The 20145-nt window shown below is 64.5% G+C and carries 12 protein-coding genes; 9 read left to right on the forward strand and 3 right to left on the reverse strand.

Features of this window, described 5'->3' with window-relative positions; translation table 11 throughout:
* Positions 1-99: 99 nt before the first annotated feature.
* The 6 genes from recC (at position 100) to RAC97_RS21260 (ending at position 11745) form a co-directional block, all read left to right on the forward strand.
* Positions 100-3582, forward strand: a complete 3483-nt coding sequence (recC, locus tag RAC97_RS21235; RefSeq protein WP_375101626.1) for an exodeoxyribonuclease V subunit gamma — start codon at positions 100-102, stop codon at positions 3580-3582.
* The gene (recB, locus tag RAC97_RS21240) at positions 3579-7250 is read left to right on the forward strand and encodes an exodeoxyribonuclease V subunit beta (RefSeq protein WP_375101625.1); all 3672 of its coding nucleotides are present in this window, start codon (positions 3579-3581) and stop codon (positions 7248-7250) included. The genes recC and recB overlap by 4 nt, the downstream gene beginning before the upstream one ends.
* Positions 7247-9322, forward strand: coding sequence for an exodeoxyribonuclease V subunit alpha (gene recD, locus RAC97_RS21245; RefSeq protein WP_375101624.1), 2076 nt, complete (start codon positions 7247-7249; stop codon positions 9320-9322). The genes recB and recD overlap by 4 nt, the downstream gene beginning before the upstream one ends.
* 76 nt (positions 9323-9398) lie before the next feature.
* Positions 9399-9974 (forward strand): YfiR family protein, encoded by a 576-nt coding sequence (locus RAC97_RS21250; RefSeq protein WP_375101623.1) that lies wholly within the window; start codon positions 9399-9401, stop codon positions 9972-9974.
* A complete protein-coding gene (locus RAC97_RS21255; RefSeq protein WP_375101622.1) occupies positions 9971-11248 on the forward strand; it encodes a diguanylate cyclase domain-containing protein in 1278 nt (425 codons plus the stop codon). The genes RAC97_RS21250 and RAC97_RS21255 overlap by 4 nt, the downstream gene beginning before the upstream one ends.
* A gap of 50 nt (positions 11249-11298) precedes the next feature.
* Positions 11299-11745, forward strand: a complete 447-nt coding sequence (locus RAC97_RS21260; protein WP_375101632.1) for an OmpA family protein — start codon at positions 11299-11301, stop codon at positions 11743-11745.
* A gap of 36 nt (positions 11746-11781) precedes the next feature.
* Here RAC97_RS21260 and RAC97_RS21265 read toward each other — a convergent pair whose 3' ends face one another.
* Complete coding sequence (locus RAC97_RS21265; protein WP_375101621.1) at positions 11782-12732, reverse strand: LysR family transcriptional regulator; 951 nt, start codon at positions 12730-12732, stop codon at positions 11782-11784.
* A 120-nt stretch (positions 12733-12852) separates the two neighbouring features.
* Here RAC97_RS21265 and RAC97_RS21270 point away from each other — a divergent pair, with 120 nt between their 5' ends.
* Together RAC97_RS21270 and mmsB are read left to right on the forward strand one after the other, a co-directional pair.
* Positions 12853-14379, forward strand: coding sequence for a CoA-acylating methylmalonate-semialdehyde dehydrogenase (locus RAC97_RS21270; RefSeq protein WP_375101620.1), 1527 nt, complete (start codon positions 12853-12855; stop codon positions 14377-14379).
* Between the two features lie 10 nt (positions 14380-14389).
* On the forward strand, positions 14390-15280 hold the full coding sequence (gene mmsB / locus RAC97_RS21275; RefSeq protein WP_375101619.1) for a 3-hydroxyisobutyrate dehydrogenase: 891 nt from the start codon (positions 14390-14392) through the stop codon (positions 15278-15280).
* A gap of 140 nt (positions 15281-15420) precedes the next feature.
* On the opposite strand, the gene RAC97_RS21280 is transcribed toward mmsB, so the two are convergent.
* On the reverse strand, positions 15421-15765 hold the full coding sequence (locus RAC97_RS21280; RefSeq protein WP_063542660.1) for a cupin domain-containing protein: 345 nt from the start codon (positions 15763-15765) through the stop codon (positions 15421-15423).
* Between the two features lie 173 nt (positions 15766-15938).
* Between RAC97_RS21280 and RAC97_RS21285 the strand changes: the two genes are divergently transcribed.
* Positions 15939-16577, forward strand: a complete 639-nt coding sequence (locus RAC97_RS21285; protein ID WP_375101618.1) for a TetR/AcrR family transcriptional regulator — start codon at positions 15939-15941, stop codon at positions 16575-16577.
* A gap of 3 nt (positions 16578-16580) precedes the next feature.
* On the opposite strand, the gene RAC97_RS21290 is transcribed toward RAC97_RS21285, so the two are convergent.
* Positions 16581-20138 (reverse strand): molybdopterin cofactor-binding domain-containing protein, encoded by a 3558-nt coding sequence (locus tag RAC97_RS21290; RefSeq protein ID WP_375101617.1) that lies wholly within the window; start codon positions 20136-20138, stop codon positions 16581-16583.
* Positions 20139-20145 lie beyond the last annotated feature (7 nt).

Consider the following 20145-nt stretch of genomic DNA (forward strand, 5'->3'; position numbering starts at 1 on the left):
CAGGAGAATGCGCTGGGTCGCACAACACCTGGCCCTGCTGCCACGCAGTCCCCGTGATATGTTTCCCTCTCAGACCCGACCGCCTTCAGAGAGCGCGCAATGGCTTACAGCACTTCACTGCACCCCGGCTTCATGATCGTCCATGGCAACCGCCTGGATGACCTGCGCGGCCTGGTGGTGAGCTGGATGCGACGCTATCCACTGGCGCCTCTGGAAAATGAAATTGCCCTTGTACAGAGCAACGGTATCGCTCAGTGGCTGAAGCTGGCCCTGGCCGAGGACCCGCAGAGTGACGACCAGGGCGGTTGTGGTATCGCTGCCGCCATCGATGTGCAGCTGCCTGGCAGCTTTCTTTGGCAGCTTTACCGACGTGTGCTGGGGCGTGAGGAAATTCCCGAGGTCTCTCTGCTCGACAAGACTCCGCTGACCTGGCGCTTGATGCGACTGTTGCCTGAGCTGATTGATCGACCGCACTTCCAGCCCTTGAAACGTTTCCTCACCGACGACAGTGACCTGCGCAAGCGCTATCAGCTCGCGGAGCGTCTGGCCGACCTGTTCGACCAATATCAGGTTTACCGCGCCGATTGGCTCAAGGACTGGGCGGCTGGTGAACATGTGCTCAACACGGCCCGTGGTGACCGCAAAGCGATGGCGCCTGGTGACTGCTGGCAGGCCGAATTGTGGAAGGCACTGCTCGAAGATGTAGGTGAAGCTGGCATGGCGCAAAGTCGTGCAGGTGTGCACCAGCGCTTCGTCGCACGCATCGCTACCCTCGATCAGGCCCCGCCAGGGCTACCCTCTCGGGTCATCGTTTTCGGCATCTCCTCACTGCCAGCGCAAGCCCTGGAGGCTCTGGCCGGTCTGGCCCGCTTCAGCCAAGTCCTGCTGTGCGTGCACAACCCCTGCCGCCACCACTGGGCAGACATCGTCGCCGACAAGGACCTGCTGCGTCACCAGTACAAACGCCAGCAGCGTAAACACGGCATGCCTTTGCAGCTGGACGACGAAGCGCTGCACCAGCACGCCCATCCATTGCTTGCGGCCTGGGGTAAGCAGGGTCGCGACTATATCAACCTGCTCGACAGCTACGACGACCCGGGCAGCTACAGTGGCGTTTTCAGTGACGGTCGCATCGATTATTTCAACGCCGAAACCCCGGGGACCCTGCTCGGCCAATTACAGGATGACATCCTCGAGCTGCGTCCTCTGGCTGAAACCCGCGAACAATGGCCGCCGGTCGATCCGACCAAGGACCGTTCCGTACGCTTCCACATCGCCCACAGCCCTCAGCGCGAGGTGGAGATTCTCCACGACCAGTTGTTGGCTCGCTTCAGCGCCGATCCGACCCTGCGTCCAAGGGATGTCATCGTCATGCTCCCGGCGATCGACGACTACGCCCCCCATATCCGTGCAGTGTTTGGGCAACTGGAGCGCAGTGACCCGCGCTACATCCCCTTCACCCTTACCGACCAGGGCCAGCGCGGCCGCGACCCGCTGCTGATCGCTCTGGAACATCTGCTCAAGCTGCCTGATAGCCGCTTTGCTGTCAGTGAAGTGCTCGACTTGCTCGACGTTCCCGCCATACGCGCCCGCTTCGCGATTCAGGAAAGCGACCTGCCAACCCTGCATCGCTGGATCGAGGGGGCAGGCATTCGCTGGGGGCTCAGTGCCGAGCAGCGCGCCAGCCTGGGCTTGCCCGAGGGGCTTGAGCAGAACAGTTGGCGCTTCGGTGTGCGACGCATGCTGCTCGGCTATGCCGTGGGCGTTGGGGAGGGTTACGACGGTATAGAGCCCTACGACGAAATCGGCGGTCTTGATGCTGCCCTGATCGGCCCGCTGGTTGCGCTGCTCGACGCGTTGGACGTCGCCTGCCAGACGCTTGTACAACCGGCCAGCGCCGTAGAGTGGGGCGCACGCTTGCACGCGTTGCTACAGGTATTTTTCCTGGCCGAAAGCGAGCACGACGAACTCATCCTGGTGCAGTTGCAGGACCTGCGTGACACCTGGCTCGAAACCTGTGACACCGTTGGCCTGCATGAGCCGTTGCCGCTCACCGTGGTACGCGAGGCTTGGCTTTCGGGGCTGGACCAGGGCTCGTTGTCCCAACGCTTCCTGGCAGGTTCGGTCAACTTCTGTACCCTGATGCCCATGCGTGCCATTCCCTTCCGCGTGGTATGTCTGCTAGGCATGAACGATGGCGATTACCCGCGCGCGCAGCCACCGCTGGACTTCGACCTGATGGCCAGCGACTACCGTCCCGGCGATCGATCACGACGCGAGGACGACCGCTACCTGTTGCTTGAAGCCCTGCTGTCGGCCCGCGACCAGCTTTATGTGAGCTGGGTTGGGCGGAGCATTCGCGATAACAGCGAAAGACCGGCCTCAGTGCTGATCGGCCAGTTGCGTGATCATCTGGCGAGTGGCTGGAAACTGCTGGAAGCCAAGGAAGGGCAACGCGAGGAGGCAGGCCTGCAACTGCTCCATGCATTGACCCAGGAGCACCCCCTGCAACCGTTCAGTCCGCGGTACTTCAAAAAGGGGAGCGCGTTGTTCAGTTACGCCCACGAATGGCAGGTGCTGCACATGCCCACCGAGACAGCGCATGCTGCTGTGGAAAGCCTGGGGCCGTATAGCAGCGATGAGCCCCTGAGCCTGACCCAGTTGCAGGACTTCCTGCGTAACCCGGTAAGGCATTTCTTCACCCACCGCTTGAAGGTGTTTTTCGAAGCCCTGGAGGCTCCCACGCCCGACGAAGAACCCTTCGTGCTCGATGCGCTGCAACGCTACAGCCTGAGCGAGCATCTGCTCAGCGCCGCCCTGGCCGAACCGGACAACGCCGAGCAAGCCTTGGTAGGACAGGCTCGCCGACTCCAGGCAAGTGGCCTGCTGCCGCTGGCAGGTTTTGGCGAGAGCCTGCAGGTTGAACTGATCCAGCCTCTGCCCGACCTTGTGCAACGCCATCGCCAATTGCTGGCCTGCTGGCCCGACGTTGTCGAAGGGGCTTTGCCGATACATTTCGAGCGCGGCACCTTGTGCCTCGATGGCTGGCTGGGCCGGGTCCACCAAGGCGAAGGCCAGGGGCTGTTGAGTGTAACCACGGTGCCTAACAGCCTTGGCGTCGGGCGCAATGGCATCAAGTGGCACCGCCTGATCCCGGCATGGGTGGTGCATCTGGCGGGCTGTGCCGCAGGTTATCCACTGCACAGCGCATTGGTAGCAAGCGACCTGACGTTGCTGCTCGAGCCACTGCCTCAAGGCCACGCGCAAGAGTTGTTGGGCGATCTGCTGGTGGCCCGCCAGGCCGCCATGCACTCGCCATTATCGGTAGCCCCCAAGACAGCGTTTGCCTGGCTGGCACAGCAAGATTCGGAAAAGGCGCAGGCGGCGGCCCAGCGCGCCTACGAAGGCGACGGGCAGAACAGTTTCGGTGAGCGCAGCGAAAGCCAGGCCCTGGCTCGACAATTTGCCGACTTCGCCGCCCTGGTGGCCGACGAAACCTTCGAAGGCTGGTGTGAAACCCTGTACCGCCCGTTATTCGCCGCACCGTGGCGAACGCTCGGCAACCCGGAGAGTGCCCAATGACCCAGGCCCGCCCCTTGGCGTTGAGCTTTCCCCTGCGTGGCAGTCAGCTGATCGAGGCCAGTGCCGGTACTGGCAAGACCTTCACCATCTCCGCCCTGTACCTGCGCCTGGTTCTTGGCCATGGCGGTGAGCAAGGCTTTGCCCGCGAACTGTTGCCGCCACAGATATTGGTGGTGACCTTCACCGATGCGGCCACCAAGGAGTTGCGCGAGCGCATCCGTGCACGTCTCGCCGAAGCTGCTCGGTTCTTCCGTGGCGAACTGGACGGGGCCGATCCACTGTTGCACCAGCTGCGCGACGATTACCCGGCCGACCAGTGGGGGCGATGTGCAAGCCGCCTGGAAGTTGCGGTGCAGTGGATGGACGAGGCCGCAGTGTCGACCATCCACGGCTGGTGCCAGCGCATGCTGCGCGAGCACGCTTTCGACAGCGGCAGCTTGTTCACCCAGACCCTGGAGACGGACCACAGCGAATTGCTGGGTCAGGTCATGCGCGACTACTGGCGGCGCTTTTGCTACAGCATGCATGGCGAGGCCTTGGCTTGGGTGCGTAGCCACTGGGTAAGCCCCAGCGCATTGTTGCCGAGGATCCGGCCGTTGTTTGGTCGTGCAGATGCCGCTCAGGAGGTTTCGCCCCATGCCCTGATCGATGAGGCTTTGCAGCAGCGTGCTGCGAAGCTTGTGGAGCTCAAGGCGCCATGGAGCCGGTGGGCCGAAGAGCTGCAGGACATCTGCCACACTGCCGTGGCCGCGAAACAGGCTGATGGCCGCAAGCTGCAGGCCCGCTATTTCGAGCCATGGTTCGACAAGTTGCGCGCATGGGCTGGCGATGAGCAGGCCGTGGAACTGGACCTGGGCACGGGCTTCACGCGGCTGACGCCCACGGGTCTGGCCGAGGCCTGGAAGGTCGGGGAACCACCGGATCACCCCGCCTTGCACGCCATGCAAATGTTGCCGACGCAACTGAAAAACCTGCCAGGGCCCGATGCGCAAGTGCTCGAACACGCCGCCGCCTGGGTGTCGGCGCGCTTCGAGGTGGAGAAGCGCCGGCGTGCCGAGATGGGCTTCGATGACATGCTGCTGCGGTTGGAATACGCATTGTCTGGCGAGGCAGGCGAGCGACTGGCGGGGCTGATACGTGAGCAGTTCCCGGTGGCCTTGATCGACGAGTTTCAGGATACCGACCCCGTCCAGTACGGGATCTTCCAGCGCATCTACAAGATCAACGAAAACAACCCGGAAACCGGGCTATTCATGATTGGCGACCCCAAGCAGGCGATCTACGCCTTCCGCGGCGCCGATATCTTCACCTATCTGGCGGCACGCCGTGCTACCGCCGGGCGCTTGCACAGCCTGGACACCAACTATCGTTCCAGCCAAGCCATGGTCGAGGCCGTCAACCGGGTGTTCCTGCAAGCCGAGGCGCGTGCCGAAGGCCGGGGGGCTTTCCTGTTTCGGGAGGCCGATGACAACCCGTTGCCTTTCGTCGACGTGCGGGCCAAGGGGCGAAGCGAGCAACTGCTGATCGACGGCCAGCCATGCGTGGCCTTGCAGTGCTGGCAGTTGCATAGCGACGAACCGGTTTCCAGTGCCCACTACCGCCAGCAGATGGCCGCCAGTTGCGCCAGCCATATCGTGGCCTTGCTCAATGGCGGGCAGCGCCAGGTCACGGGTTTCAGTCGCGATGGCGTGATCACCCCGTGCCTGCCTTCGGACATTGCCATTCTCGTGCGCGATGGTCGCGAAGCCCAACTGGTTCGTGCCGAACTCGCCATGCGCAGTGTGCGTAGCGTCTACCTGTCGGATAAGGACTCGGTATTCGCCGCCCAGGAAGCCCACGACCTGCTGGCCTGGCTCAAGGCCTGCGCCGAGCCCGACAGTGAGCGCTTGCTCAAGGCTGCGCTGGCCAGCTTGACTCTCGACCTGCCTTTGCTTGAACTGGAGCGGCTGAACCAGGACGAACGGGTCTGGGAGGCTTGGGTCATGCGGTTCCGTCTGTACCGTGAGACCTGGCAGCGCCAGGGCGTGCTGCCGATGCTGCGGCGCCTGCTGCACGACTTCCAGCTACCGCGTACGTTGATAGGCCGCAGCGATGGCGAGCGGGTACTGACCAACCTGCTGCACTTGGCCGAGCTGTTGCAGCAAGCTGCCGGTGAGCTGGATGGCGAGCAGGCGTTGATCCGCCACCTGGCCGAACAGCTGGCTGGCTCGGGGCACGCGGGGGAGGAGCAGATCCTGCGTCTGGAAAGTGACGAGCAGTTGGTCAAGGTGGTGACCATCCACAAGTCCAAGGGCCTGGAGTATCCGCTGGTCTACCTGCCATTCATCTGTACCAGCAAACCGGTGGATGGTCAGCGCCTGCCGCTCGCCTGGCATGACAGCGAAGGCAATGCGCATTTGACCCTTACTCCGGGTGATGAGGAAATCGCTCGTGCCGACGACGAGCGTCTGGCCGAAGACCTGCGTTTGCTCTACGTCGCCCTGACTCGTGCCCAGCATGCCTGCTGGCTGGGTGTTGCCGACCTCAAGCGCGGAAGTCAGAAAGTATCGCAACTTCACCGCAGCGCGCTGGGCTACCTGCTCGGTGGCGGTGAGTCGCTGGCGACATCCGGGCAACTGACACTGTGGTTGCAACGCTTGTGTGGTGACTACGCCAGCATTGCGCACATGGCTCCGCCGGAGGCCAATACGCAGCGCTACATCGCCCGCGATGACGGCGCCGAGCTACTGCCTGCGCGAAAGCCCCGCCGGGCGGCTTCGGAACAATGGTGGATCGCCTCATACAGCGCCCTGCGTATCGGCGACCAGACCTTGGGTGCCGACAGCTCTCAGGCCCAGCAACTGCTGGACGACGAAGGCCTGGATGCACAGCGTGCACGCGAGGTGGCAGCAGAGAGTGGCGATATCCACCGCTTCCCTCGTGGCCCCAACCCCGGCACCTTCCTTCATGGGCTGCTGGAGTGGGCAGGGCGCGAAGGTTTCGCCGAGGTGAGCGCACAACCGGCATTGATCGAGCGGATGGTGGGTCAGCGCTGCAATCGCCGTGACTGGACCGGCTGGATTCCCGCTTTGAACCAATGGTTGCAGCAGTTGCTGGACCAGCCCCTGGCATTGACTGCCGAAGGGCCGGAGCTGAGGCTCTCGCAGCTACGGCAGTACCAGATCGAAATGGAGTTCTGGTTCGCCAGCCACAAAGTGGATGCCGTGCGCCTCGATCAACTGGTCACCCGAGCGACACATGGCGGCGCCGCACGGCCGGCGGCCTTGGCAACCCAGCTCAATGGCATGTTCAAGGGTTTCATCGACCTGGCCTTCGAACTGGATGGCCGCTACTACGTGGCGGACTACAAGTCCAACTGGCTCGGCCCCGACGACCAGGCCTATAGCGCCCTGGCCATGGAGCAGGCGATCCTCGAGCACCGCTACGACCTGCAGTACGTACTCTACCTGCTGGCACTGCATCGCCAGTTGCGTGCACGCCTGCCCGATTACGACTACGACCACCATATCGGCGGTGCCCTGTTCATCTTCCTGCGGGGTATTGGCAGCTCAGGCCATGGCCTGACTTTCACGAAGCCGCCCCGTGCCTTGATCGAGCAGCTCGATGCGCTGTTCAGTGGCGCGGCCGAGCCCGCCCAGCAAGACCTGTTCGCCGGAGCCGCACCATGACCCGAAGCCTCGATGACCTGTTGCCCACCCCTTTGCAGGCCGTGCACCTGGCAACCCTGGCTCCGCTGCGTAACAGCCAGGACCTTTTGGTACTGCTCGACCGCTGGGTCGAGCGTGGCTGGCTACGGGCGCTTGACCGTGCCTTCGTAAGTTTCCTCGAGGAGCGCGTACCTGGCAGCGACCCCCTGTTGCTGCTGGCTGCTGCCTTGGCCAGCCACCAACTGGGCCATGGCCATGTCTGCCTGGACCTCGAGCAGGCCCTGGCCGAGCCGGACTTCGCCTTGTCGCTGCCGCCGGAGGGCGATGCCTTGGTTGGCCCGTTGCTGTTGCCTTCGCAACTGCTCCTGGGCCTAGATCTCGAAACCTGGCGCCAACGCATCGTTGGCAGCGAGCTGGTAGCCCTTGGCGATACGCCAGGGCAGGGCGCGCGTCCGCTGGTACTCAGCGGCTTGCGCCTCTACCTGCGCCGTTACTGGCGCTACGAGCGCAGCATCGACGCCACATTGCACCAACGCCTGCAAACGCACCAGGCGGTCAGCGCCGACCTGCCCACACGCCTGGCGCAGTTGTTCGAAGAGGGAGCCCCAGGCGACCAGGTCGATTGGCAAAAGCTCGCCTGCGCCTTGGCCACCCGTGCAGCATTCAGCATCGTCACGGGGGGGCCCGGCACCGGCAAGACCACCACGGTGGTGCGTCTGCTGGCACTGTTGCAGGCACCTGCGGTGGAGCAGGGCCGCCCCTTGCGCATTCGCCTGGCGGCACCCACCGGCAAGGCGGCAGCACGCTTGACCGAGTCCATCGGCCAGCAGGTCGAGCGGCTGCAGGTGGGGGACGAGGTGCGCGCGCAGATTCCAACCGAGGTCAGTACTGTCCACCGCTTGCTGGGCAGCCGTCCGGGCTCCCGGCATTTCCGCCATCACGCAGGCAACCCGTTGCCGCTGGATGTACTGGTGGTGGACGAAGCCTCGATGATCGACCTGGAAATGATGGCCAACCTGCTCGACGCAATGCCACCGCTCGCCCGCCTGGTCTTGTTGGGTGACAAGGACCAACTGGCATCGGTCGAGGCCGGTGCGGTGCTCGGTGACCTGTGCCGCGATGCCGAGGACGGCTGCTACTCGCCGGCGACCCAGGCGTGGCTCGAGCAGGTGGGTGGGCAATCACTGGCCAACAGTGGCTTGAAGCCCGGCGACGAGCAGCTCAACCCCCTGGCCCAGCAGGTGGTGATGCTGCGTCATTCGCGACGCTTCGGCGAAGGCAGTGGCATCGGCCAGCTGGCACGTCTGGTCAATCGCCAGCAGGCCCAGGCTGCCCGTGACCTGCTCAGCCTGCCGCCGGACGATGTGTTCGGCCTGTCGCTGCGTGGCGAGCAGGACCGGGCCTTCGATCGCTTCCTGCTCGATGGCCTCAACCGAGGCGCTGACGGCCCGCAAGGCTATCGACATTACTTGCGCAGCATCGGTCGACTGCGTCCGGCTCCTGGTACTGCGGCCGATGACCCGCGTTGGGAGCACTGGGCTGGCGAAGTGCTGCGCAGCTTTGAGGACTTCCAGTTGCTGTGCGCGGTGCGCAAGGGGCCGTGGGGCGTGGTGGGGCTGAACGAGCGGGTGGCGCGCGTGCTCGGTGCTGCTGGGCTGATCGACAACCAGCAAATGTGGTACGAAGGGCGACCGGTGCTGGTCACCCGCAACGACTATGGCCTGGGCTTGATGAACGGCGACATCGGGATTGCCCTGCGCTTGCCTGACGAACAAGGTGAGCCGTTGCTGCGGGTCGCTTTCCCGCGCAACGATGGCGCCGGCGGTGTGCGGTTCGTTCTGCCGAGCCGGCTGAACGAGGTGGAGACAGTGTTCGCCATGACCGTGCACAAGTCCCAGGGCTCGGAGTTCAGCCACACCGCTCTGGTACTGCCGGACGCGCTGAACCCGGTTCTGACCAAGGAGTTGGTCTATACCGGCATTACCCGCGCCAAGCACTGTTTCAGCCTGATCGAGCCGCGGGTTGGAGTATTCGAGGAAGCGGTTGCCCGCAAGGTGCGACGGATTTCCGGCCTTATGCTGGAGCATGGCTGACAAACGTCAATACCTTGGCGGTAAGGCGTTGTGCTATCGTGCGAAATATCTGAGCGTAAGTTGAGAGATTTCCCACATGACGGTGGCTGCCTCGGCTAAGCGGCGTAAGACGGGCTGCATGCTCGCCCTGTGGCTGGCAGCCCTTTTCCCCATCGCTGGTCCCTCCTGGGCGCAAGACCCGGTGAGTGCCGCCCAGGCGCAGGAGCGCGCCAAGGCCGTGACCCAGGTCGTGCTGGGCATCTTCAGCTACGCCCGCTGGCCGGTAGCGCCGGTGCCTTTGCGCCTATGCCTGGTTGGCCCTACCGAATATGCCGATGACCTGATCAAGGGCAATGTGCAGAACTCAGGGCAGCCATTGCAGGTGCGGCGGTTGTTGGCCGACGATGAGCAACTGGTCGGCGCCTGCGATGCCGTCTATATCGGCAAGCTCGACCAGGGCCAGCGCGAGCACCTGTTCCAGGTGCTCAACGGTCACCCAGTACTGAGCATCAGCGAATCCGACGATCCCTGTACGGTTGGCAGCCTGTTCTGCCTGCGGGTTGCCGACCAGCAGGTGACATTCGACGTGAACCTCGACTCTGTGGCACGCAGCGGCGTGCGTATCCACCCCAGTGTGCTGCAGTTGTCGCGGCGCAGGGCGGTGCAGCCGTGAGACTCACTGGCAAGCGCGTGGTACGTCCGACCCTGCGCAGCGTGCTTGGCAGCGGCCACTTGAGCGTGGCGTTGCTGGCGGCAGGCCTGGTCGGTATCTCCCTTACTCTGCTTGGCGTTCTGGCGTTGCGGGCTTACGCCAACCAGAACCTGGACCTGATCGCCCGCTCCATCACCTACACCGTCGAAGCGGCAGTGGTCTTCGATGACAGCCCGGCAGCCAACGAGGCATTGGCGGTGATCGCCGCCAGGGAAGAGGTCGCCGACGCCAAAGTGTTCAATAACCAAGGCGAGCAGCTGGCGCACTGGCAGCGTAACGACTCCAGCCTGTTCGCACCCTTGCAGGCGCGCCTGGCCAGTGCCCTGTTGGCCGAGCCGATCAAGCTGCCGATCATCCATCAGCAGCAACAGGTCGGCCATATCGAACTGGTAGGCCAGGGCGGCAGCCTGCTGCGGTTCTTGCTCAGTGGCGTGGCAGGCGTGCTGCTGTGCACCTTGCTCAGCGCCACAGTGGCGCTGTACCTGTCGCGGCGACTGTTCGGCGACATCGTGCGCCCCTTGCGCAGCCTGGCCAGCGTCGCCCATGCCGCGCGTCGCGAGCGCAGCTTCGAGCGGCGCGTGCCGGAAGCTCGTATCGCCGAGCTCAACGAACTGGGCAACGACTTCAATGCCTTGCTCGATGAACTGGAAGTGTGGCAAAGCCACTTGGAGAGCGAGAATGCGACCCTGGCCCACCAGGCCAGCCACGACAGCCTCACCGGCCTGCCCAACCGCGCGTTTTTCGAAGGTCGGCTCAACCGCAGCCTGCGCAACGCCGCCCGGCAACAGGATCAGCTGGCCTTGCTGTTCCTCGACAGCGACCACTTCAAGCAAGTCAACGACACCTATGGCCATGCCGTGGGGGACGAGGTGCTGATCAACGTCGCCAGCCGTATTCGTGCGCAACTGCGCGAGCACGACCTGGTGGCGCGGCTGGGTGGCGATGAGTTCGCCGTGCTGCTCACCCCCTTGCATGCGCGTGAGGACGCCCAGCGCATTGCCGAGAAGATCGTCGCCAGCATGGCGCTGCCGATCACGCTGGACGATGGCAGCACCCTCAAGACCTCGCTGAGTGTTGGGGTCGCCTACTACCCGGACGATGGCCATGACTCGGCCAGTCTGTTCAATGCCGCCGACGCGGCGATGTACCAGGCCAAGCGCAAGCGCCGTGGCCAATGGCAAATGGCACAGCCGGAACGCTTTGCCACCCATAAAAGCGAAGGAGCCGAACCGTGATACAGCTTTTCCCCCGCCTGCGTTTTTCCCTGCTGACCCTGCTACTGGTTATGTTGACCTTGGGGGGCTGCCAGAGCGTGCCGCCCAAGGGGCTGAGCGCCGAGCAGATCGCCGTCCTCAAGCGTGAGGGTTTCACCCCAAACGATGAAGGCTGGGCGTTCGACCTGTCTGGCAAGGTGCTGTTCGGCAGCGACCTGGACAGCCTCAACGGCGAGAGCCAAGCCATCGTCGAACGTATCGGCAAGGCTTTGTTGTCGGTGGATATCCAGCGGGTACGCGTCGATGGCCACACCGATGCCTCGGGCAAGGCGAGCTACAACCAGCAGCTCTCCGAGCGCCGGGCGCAGAGCGTGGCCAAGGCCTTGATCGGCGTCGGCATGCAGCCGCAGAACATTCACACCCGCGGACTGGGCAGTAGCCAGCCGGTGGCGGACAACCGCACCAGCGCCGGGCGCACCGAAAACCGCCGGGTATCCATCGTGGTGGCCTCGAGTTGAAAGCGCCGGTGTCGGCACGCCTAGAACAGCTGCCGCTCACCCTTGCGAAAAGCGCATCTCGCGGCTCTGCCCCATCAACAGCGGCGCATTCGCCTCGGTCACGTCGCGAATGTAGTCCCACAGCAGGGTAATGCGCTTGAGCTTGCGCAAATCCTCGCGGCAGTACATCCAGAACTGCCGCGTCACCTCTACGTGCTCGGGCAGCACCGTCACCAAACGCTCATCCTGCGCCGCCAGGAAGCACGGCAGTATCGCCAACCCACGCCCTTGCAAGGCCGCCGTGTACTGGGCGATCACGCTGGTACTGCGCAGGTGAGCGTTGGCGTTGGGAATGAGGTTGGCCAGGTACAACAGTTCGGAACTGAAGGCCAGGTCGTCGACATAGCTGATGAACGGGTGGCGCACCAGGTCGGCCACCTCGCGGATCGGCTCGTGACTGTCGAGGTAGTCCTGGGTCGCATACAGCCGCAGGCGGTAGTCGCACAGCTTGCAGCACACATAAGGCCCATGCTCGGGGCGCTCCAGGGCGATGACGATGTCCGCCTCGCGCTTGGACAGGCTGATGAAGTGCGGCAGCGGCAGGATGTCGACGGAAATCGCCGGGTAGGCATCGACGAAGTGGCTCAGTTGCGGGGTGATGAAGAAACTGCCGAACCCCTCAGTGCAACCCATGCGCACATGCCCTGACAGTGCCACGCCAGAGCCTGAAACCTGCTCGCAGGCCATGTGCAGGGTGCTCTCGATCGATTCGGCATAACCCAGCAGGCGCTGCCCTTCGGCGGTCAGTACGAAACCGTTGGTCCGGGATTTTTCGAACAGTAATGTGCCCAGCGCGCTTTCCAGCGAGCTGATGCGCCGCGATACCGTGGTGTAGTCCACCGCCAGGCGCTTGGCCGCGCTGCTGGCCTTGCGGGTGCGGGCGACTTCGAGGAAGAACTTCAGGTCGTCCCAGTTCAGCGAGCCGAGGGAGGGCAGGTCTTTTTGCATGTTGATCCGGTTTTTTTGTGCGTTCTTGTTGGATGTTTGCATATCTATACTCGAAGCAAGCCCCAAGGCGCCAGCCATGGCGCCGTTCGCGTCCCGACAATAATTCCAAGGAGAACGCAGATGAACGCACCCCACACCCCCGACCAGGCAAAGGTCGAGCAGGTCAAGCTGCTGATCGACGGCCAGTGGGTCGAGTCCACCACCCGCGAATGGCGCGACATCGTCAACCCGGCCACTCAGCAGGTGCTGGCGCGGGTGCCTTTCGCCACCGTTGAGGAAGTGGATGCCGCCGTAGCCGCCGCCCAGCGCGCCTTCAAGACCTGGCGCGACACGCCGATCGGCGCGCGCATGCGCATCATGCTCAAGCTCCAGGCGTTGATCCGCGAAAACACCAAGCGCATTGCCCAGACCCTCAGCGCCGAACAGGGCAAGACCCTGGCCGATGCCGAAGGCGACATTTTCCGTGGCCTGGAAGTGGTCGAGCACGCGGCGTCCATCGGCACCCTGCAGATGGGTGAGTTCGCCGAAAACGTCGCCGGTGGCGTGGACACCTACACCCTACGCCAGCCGATCGGCGTGTGCGCTGGTATCACCCCGTTCAACTTTCCGGCGATGATCCCGCTGTGGATGTTCCCGATGGCCATCGTCACCGGAAACACCTTCGTGCTGAAACCCTCGGAACAAGACCCGCTGTCGACCATGATGCTGGTAGAGCTGGCCCTGGAAGCGGGTGTTCCGGCCGGCGTGCTCAACGTGGTGCATGGTGGTAAGCAGGTGGTCGACGCCATCTGCACGCACCAGGACATCAAGGCAATTTCCTTCGTCGGCTCCACCGAGGTCGGCACCCACGTGTACAACCTGGCCAGCCAGCACGGCAAGCGCGTGCAGTCGATGATGGGCGCGAAGAACCACGCCGTGGTGCTGCCCGACGCCAACCGCACGCAAACCGTCAATGCCCTGGTCGGTGCCGCCTTCGGCGCGGCCGGCCAGCGCTGCATGGCCACCTCGGTAGCGGTACTGGTGGGCAAGGCCCGCGAATGGCTGCCCGATATCAAGGAAGCGGCCAGCAAGCTCAAGGTGAACGCTGGCAACGAGCCGGGCACCGATGTTGGTCCGGTGGTCTCCAAGCGCGCCAAGGAGCGTGTTCTGGGGTTGATCGAAAGCGGTATCAAGGAAGGCGCCAAGCTCGAGCTGGACGGGCGCGACGTCAAGGTGCCGGGCTACGAGCAAGGCAACTTCGTCGGCCCGACCCTGTTCTCGGGCGTGACCACCGACATGCAGGTGTACACCCAGGAAATCTTCGGCCCGGTGCTGGTGACCCTGGAAGTCGACACCCTTGATGAGGCCATCGCCCTGGTCAACGCCAACCCATTCGGCAACGGCACCGGCCTGTTCACCCAAAGTGGCGCGGCGGCGCGCAAGTTCCAGAGCGAAATCGATATCGGCCAGGTGGGTATCAACATCCCGATCCCGGTGCCGGTGCCGTTCTTTAGCTTCACCGGCTCGCGCGGTTCCAAGCTCGGCGACCTGGGGCCGTACGGCAAGCAGGTGGTGCAGTTCTACACCCAGACCAAGACCGTCACCGCCCGCTGGTTCGATGACGAGAGCGTGAACGATGGCGTGAACACCACCATCAGCCTGCGCTAAGGAGACCGCCATGCGAATCGCATTCATCGGCCTGGGCAACATGGGCGCGCCCATGGCCCGCAACCTGATCAAGGCCGGTCACCAGTTGAACCTGTTCGACCTGAACAAAACCGTGCTGGCCGAGCTCGCGGAACTGGGCGGGCACGTCAGCACCTCGCCCCGGGACGCGGCGGCCAACAGCGAGCTGGTCATCACCATGCTGCCGGCGGCGGCCCATGTGCGTGGCGTGTACCTGGACGAAGACAGCGGCGTGCTGGCAGGTATCCGCCCCGGCACCCCGACCGTGGATTGCAGCACCATCGACCCGCAGACTGCCCGGGAGGTGTCCAAGGCCGCAGCGGCCAAGGGCGTCGACATGGGGGATGCACCGGTGTCCGGTGGCACTGGCGGCGCGGCGGCGGGCACCCTGACCTTCATGGTCGGTGCCAGCGCCGAGCTGTTCGCGGCCTTGAAGCCGGTGCTCGAGCAGATGGGCCGCAACATTGTGCATTGCGGCGAGGTGGGTACCGGCCAGATCGCCAAGATCTGCAACAACCTGCTGCTGGGTATCTCGATGATCGGCGTGTCCGAGGCCATGGCCCTGGGCAATGCGCTGGGCATCGACACCCAGGTGCTGGCGGGGATCATCAACAGCTCCACAGGCCGTTGCTGGAGCTCGGACACCTACAACCCCTGGCCGGGCATCATCGAGACCGCCCCGGCGTCACGCGGCTACACCGGCGGTTTCGGGGCCGAGCTGATGCTCAAGGACCTGGGACTGGCCACCGAGGCGGCGCGCCAGGCGCACCAGCCGGTGATCCTCGGCGCCGTGGCGCAGCAGTTGTACCAGGCCATGAGCCTTCGGGGTGATGGCGGCAAGGATTTCTCGGCGATCGTCGAGGGGTATCGCAAGCAGGATTGAAGCGCGATGGGCTTGATCGCGGGCCGGTAGGCCCCCCCCCTGTAACTGCGCACCTGGGGGAGGGTGGACCGAACCCGCGATTTTTTTTGCCTGTGCCGGCCTGTTCGCGGGCGCAGCCCGTGCCGTTCAATCGCGCAGTATCAGGCAAACACGAAATACTTACGCACCGTCTCGACCACCTCCCAAGTGCCTTTCATCCCCGGCTCGATCACGAACACATCGCCGCCTTTCAAATGCTTCGGCTCTTCGCCTTCCGGGGTGATGATGCAGTAGCCCTCGAGGAAGTGGCAGAACTCCCACTTCTCGTAGTTCACCTCGAACTTGCCCGGCGTGCAGATCCAGGTGCCCATGATCTTGCTGCCGTCAGCGGACAGGTAGGCATTGAGGTTGACCGTGTGCGGGTCGCCGCCGATGCGCTTCCACTTGGTGGCGTCGACCACCGGGGTCGGGCAGGTCTCGCGCAGGACGGTGATGAAATCGGACATGGCAGGGCTCCAGGTAATTTGGCTGTTTGACGGATCACCTTAGGGCCTGCAAGCGTACGGCAGTTGCCTGGGCTCGACGTTCATCTGTCTGGGCGCGCTATGGGAGGTCCAGCCCAATCACATCGCCAATGCGTCTTCGCTGTGGCAGTGTTGCGCTATCAAGGGGGACCACCATGCAGACTCGCAAAACCGGCGTGCGCGCCCAGCAGGCCGACCGCACCAAGGACAACATCCTCAAGGCTGCGGTGAAGATCTTCGCCAAGCACGGCTTCAGCGGTGGGCGGGTGGAGCAGATCTCCAAGCTGGCCAAGTCCAACGACCGGATGATCTATTACTACTTTGGCAGCAAGGAAAAGCTGTTCATCAGCGTGCTGGAGCACATCTACGCCAGCTTCAACCAAGCCGAAAGCAAGCTGCGCCTGGACCTCGCCGACCCTGAGGCAGCGCTGCGCCAGCTGGTGGCGTTCATCTGGGATTACTACGTGCGCCACCCGGAATTCGTCACCCTGCTGTCCACCGAAAACCTGCACCAGGGCCAGCACGCCAAGAAGTCGCTGAACCTGCAGGCGCTGTCGGGCGAGGCGGTCGGCGTGCTGCGGCCGATCATCGAGGCAGGCCAGGCTCAGGGCCTGTTCCGCGACGACATCGATATCAAGCACGCCTATCTGATGATTGCCTCACTCTGCTACTTCTATAACTCCAACCGCTACACCCTGAGTTCGTTCCTTGCCGAGGACCTGGGCAACCAGCGTGCCAAGGACGACTGGCTGCACTTCATCAGCGACCTGGCGCTGCGCGGCCTGCGCCGCTGACGGTCAATGGCTGCCGGGGTTGGCCCGTACCTGGGCGGCCTTGGCCTGTAACCCTTGCCAGGCCGGCTGGTCGCTGGCGAAGCGTTGGCGCAGGTAGGCGGCAAGGTCCGCGACCTGGCGGTCCGACAGGCTGTCCTTGAAGCCGGGCATGTAGCCCAGGTCGCGGGTCGCCGGGGTCGGGATGCCGTGCAGCACCACCCGCAGCAGGTTGTCCGGCAGCTCGCTGTGCACGTTGCTGTTCACCGCCATCGAGGGGCTTACGCCAAACAGCTTTGGCCCCTGGCCATCGCTGTGACAGGCCTGGCAGGCGCCCTTGAATACCCGTTCGCCATTGCTGATGGACACCTGGGTATCCACCTGCGGCGCAGGTTTGGTGGCGAGGGTTTGTGGCTGGCCGTCGAGGGATGTCAGGTAATGGGCGATGGCGCGCACGTCGCTTTCCGGCAGCGTGGCCAGCTCGCTCACCACCGGGCCCATGGGGCCAGCTGCAACGCCGTGCTTGTCGGAGAAACCGGTGCTCAGATAGGTGAACAGTTCGCTTTCGCTCCAGGGCGTGGCGGATTTACCCAGCGCATTGAGCGCTGGCGCTTCCCAACCATCGACCATGCCCCCGGCCAGGTAGCTTTTGCCGGCCTTCTCGGCGCCCATCAAATTGCGCGGCGAGTGGCAGGCGGTGCAGTGGCCGAGGCCATCGACCAAATAGGCGCCGCGGTTCCACTGGTCGCTGCGTTGTGGGTTGGGCTGGTACTCGCCCTGCTTGAGAAACAGCGCGTTCCAGCCCGCCATTAGCGGGCGCTGGTTGAACGGGAAGCTCATCTGGTTGGCCGGCGCCTCTTGGCGCACTGGGGGTTGCGACATCAGGTAGGCGTACAGCGCCTGCATGTCGCCATCGTTGATGTTGCGAAACGAGGTGTAGGGAAACGCCGGGTACAGGTGCTTGCCATCGCGGCTGATGCCTTGGCGCATGGCGCGCTCGAAGGCGGCGAACGACCAGCGGCCGATGCCGGTTTCCGGGTCGGGGGTGATGTTGGTGCTGTACAGCGTGCCAAACGGGGTCTCCATCGCCAGGCCGCCCGCGTTGACCTTGCCGCCGCTGACCGTGTGGCACACCGCGCAGTCGCCCGCTGCCGCCACTTGCCGCCCGCGCTCTAGCATCGCCGCAGACCAGCTGCCCGCGCCGGGCGGAGTGACCGGGGCGATTTCGGCGCGCCAAGGCAGGGCGGTGGCGGCCATGCCCAATGCTGCGCCGAACACCCCGGCCAGCGAGCCGAACCACCATTTCGAGCGCTTGGGCTTGGCGTCTTGCGGTGGCGTTGTGCCGTCGTTCGAACCGTTGCCGCCGAGTGCCTCGCGTACCCGCTCGGCAGTAATCGGTAGCTCGCGAAAGCGAATGCCGGTGGCGTCGAAGATGGCGTTGGCGATGGCCGCGGCGCTCGGCACCGAGGCCGACTCGCCACTGCCCATCGGCGGTTCGTGCTGGCGCGGCAGCATCATTACGTCGATGTCTGGCACTTCGGGGAAGGTGAGGATCGGGTAGCCGCCCCATTCCTGGCTGGCCACCTTGGATTCCTCGAAGCTCACCTGCTCTTTGAGCACGCGGCTGGTGGACTGGATCACGTTGCCGTGGATCTGGTGGCGCACGCCTTCGGGGTTGACCATCATGCCCGCGTCGTGGCCGATCACCACGCGGGTAACGGCCACCTCGCCGGTGCGCCGGTCCACCGCCACGTCGGCGACCCACGCGGCCCAGGCCGCGCCGAAGCCGGGGAACTTGCTGTGGATATAGCGCGCGTAGGCGAAGCCCCGGCCACGCAGCACGTCGCCTTCGGCGGGGGCCTGCATGGGTTCGCTGTGGGGCTGCCAGCCGGCGCGTTCGGCAGTGGCTTTCACCAGGTCGATGGCACGTGGGTCGCTGAGGTGCCTGAGGCGGTATTCCACCGGGTCGATGCCTGCGGCGAAGGCCAGTTCGTCGATGTACGACTCATGGGCGAAGCTGTTGGGCAGGGCCGATACGCCACGCATCCACGAAGCCCGCACCAACGGGGTCATGTCGTTGATGGTGACGCGCATGTGTTCGTAGTCGTACGGCGGAATCGAGGTACGGTCGCCCATCTCGAACAGGGCGGGCACGGGTTCCACCGCGCCGGTCAGCAGCAGCGCCAGGGTGGGGGCGCCGTTGGAGGGGTAGCTGGTCTGGAAGTCATAGGCGGCCACGGTGCCGTCGGCGTTCAGCCCGCCGTCGATCTCCATCAATTGCGCAGTGCCCTTGGGCTCCCATACGTGCTCTTGCTCGCGGGTCAGTTGCACGCGCACCGGGCGCTGCACGGCGCGCGACAGCAGCAACGCGTCGGCGCACACGTCGTCGGCGCAGTTGCGGCCGTAGCAGCCGGCGGCCTCCATGCGGATGATCTCGATGCGCTCTTCCGGGCATTCGAGCAGCCAGGCGAGGTCGGCGCGCAGCAGGTGCGGGTTCTGCGTACCGGACCAGACACGGATCGGCCCATCGGTGTAGTCGGCCAGTGCACACGAAGGGCCGATGGAGGCGTGCAGCTGGTAAGGCCACAGGTAGCTGCGGCTCAGGCGCTGGCTGGCGTTGGCGATACCGGCGTCGACGTCGCCCTGGTCCAGCACGGTGCGCGGGATGCGTGGGTTGTCGCGAATGGCCTGGGCCACGTCGGTGAGGTCGGGGAGCTTGGCGGTCCAGGGTTTCCAGGTGATCTTGAGTTCATGGGCGGCGCGAATGGCCTGCTCCTCGCGCTGGGCCACCACGCCAACGAAGTCGCGGATCACCACTACCGCGACCACACCAGGAATGTGCGCAATAGACGACTCGTCCACGGCCAGCAAGCTGTTGCCGACGAACTCGCCGCTGTCGTGCCCGGCGTAGGGCGGGCGGATCACCCGGCCATGCAGCATGTCGGGCAGGCGCATGTCGTGCACGTAGGTGAGCTCGCCGGTGGCCTTGCCGGGAATGTCTACCCGTGCGGCGCTGCGGCCAACCAGGCGGTAGTCTTCGATGGCCTTGAGCGGGGCATCGCCGCTGATGCGCAGTTGATGGCGCGCGCCGCTCAGCAGTTCGGCGAAGGACAAGGCGCGGCCATCCTTGCTGTGAACCACCCCTTCCTCCATATGCAGCTCATCGCTGCCCAGGCGTTGCGCCGCCAGTTGCAGGAGGAAGCGGCGCGCTTCGGCGGCCGCATTGCGCAGGGGCACGGCGGAAATCTGCAAGGTGGCGCTGGCAATGGTGGCGCCCTGGTTTGGGGCGCGCTCGGTATCGCCCAGTACCATGTGCACCTGGTCCATGCGCAAGTCCAGTTCTTCCGCAACGATCTGTGCGAGCGAGGTACGGATACCGGTGCCGAGGTCGACGTGGCCGTTGAAGGCATACACCTGGCCGTCATCGCTGATGGCCAGGAACAGCGCCAGCTCCTTGTCCCTCACCACTGGGGTGACGCCTTTGGCCACCGGGCCGGAGGGCGGGGTGATGTCGTCGACGATAAGCAGTACGCCGGTCTTGGCCAGCAACTGGTCGCGGGTGGGAACCTGCTGAGAGTGGTTCATGCTTGTC

Source organism: Pseudomonas sp. LS_2, from assembly GCF_042709235.1.
Lineage (GTDB): Bacteria > Pseudomonadota > Gammaproteobacteria > Pseudomonadales > Pseudomonadaceae > Aquipseudomonas.

Excerpts from the sequence above, each read along its gene's own strand:
- recC (WP_375101626.1), top strand. The coding sequence starts at position 100 with ATGGCTTACAGCACTTCACTGCACCCCGGCTTCATGATCGTCCATGGC.
- recB (WP_375101625.1), top strand. The coding sequence starts at position 3,579 with ATGACCCAGGCCCGCCCCTTGGCGTTGAGCTTTCCCCTGCGTGGCAGT.
- recD (WP_375101624.1), top strand. The coding sequence starts at position 7,247 with ATGACCCGAAGCCTCGATGACCTGTTGCCCACCCCTTTGCAGGCCGTG.
- RAC97_RS21250 (WP_375101623.1), top strand. The coding sequence starts at position 9,399 with ATGACGGTGGCTGCCTCGGCTAAGCGGCGTAAGACGGGCTGCATGCTC.
- RAC97_RS21260 (WP_375101632.1), top strand. The coding sequence starts at position 11,299 with ATGTTGACCTTGGGGGGCTGCCAGAGCGTGCCGCCCAAGGGGCTGAGC.
- RAC97_RS21265 (WP_375101621.1), bottom strand. The coding sequence starts at position 12,732 with ATGCAAAAAGACCTGCCCTCCCTCGGCTCGCTGAACTGGGACGACCTG.
- RAC97_RS21270 (WP_375101620.1), top strand. The coding sequence starts at position 12,853 with ATGAACGCACCCCACACCCCCGACCAGGCAAAGGTCGAGCAGGTCAAG.
- mmsB (WP_375101619.1), top strand. The coding sequence starts at position 14,390 with ATGCGAATCGCATTCATCGGCCTGGGCAACATGGGCGCGCCCATGGCC.
- RAC97_RS21280 (WP_063542660.1), bottom strand. The coding sequence starts at position 15,765 with ATGTCCGATTTCATCACCGTCCTGCGCGAGACCTGCCCGACCCCGGTG.
- RAC97_RS21285 (WP_375101618.1), top strand. The coding sequence starts at position 15,939 with ATGCAGACTCGCAAAACCGGCGTGCGCGCCCAGCAGGCCGACCGCACC.
- RAC97_RS21290 (WP_375101617.1), bottom strand. The coding sequence starts at position 20,138 with ATGAACCACTCTCAGCAGGTTCCCACCCGCGACCAGTTGCTGGCCAAG.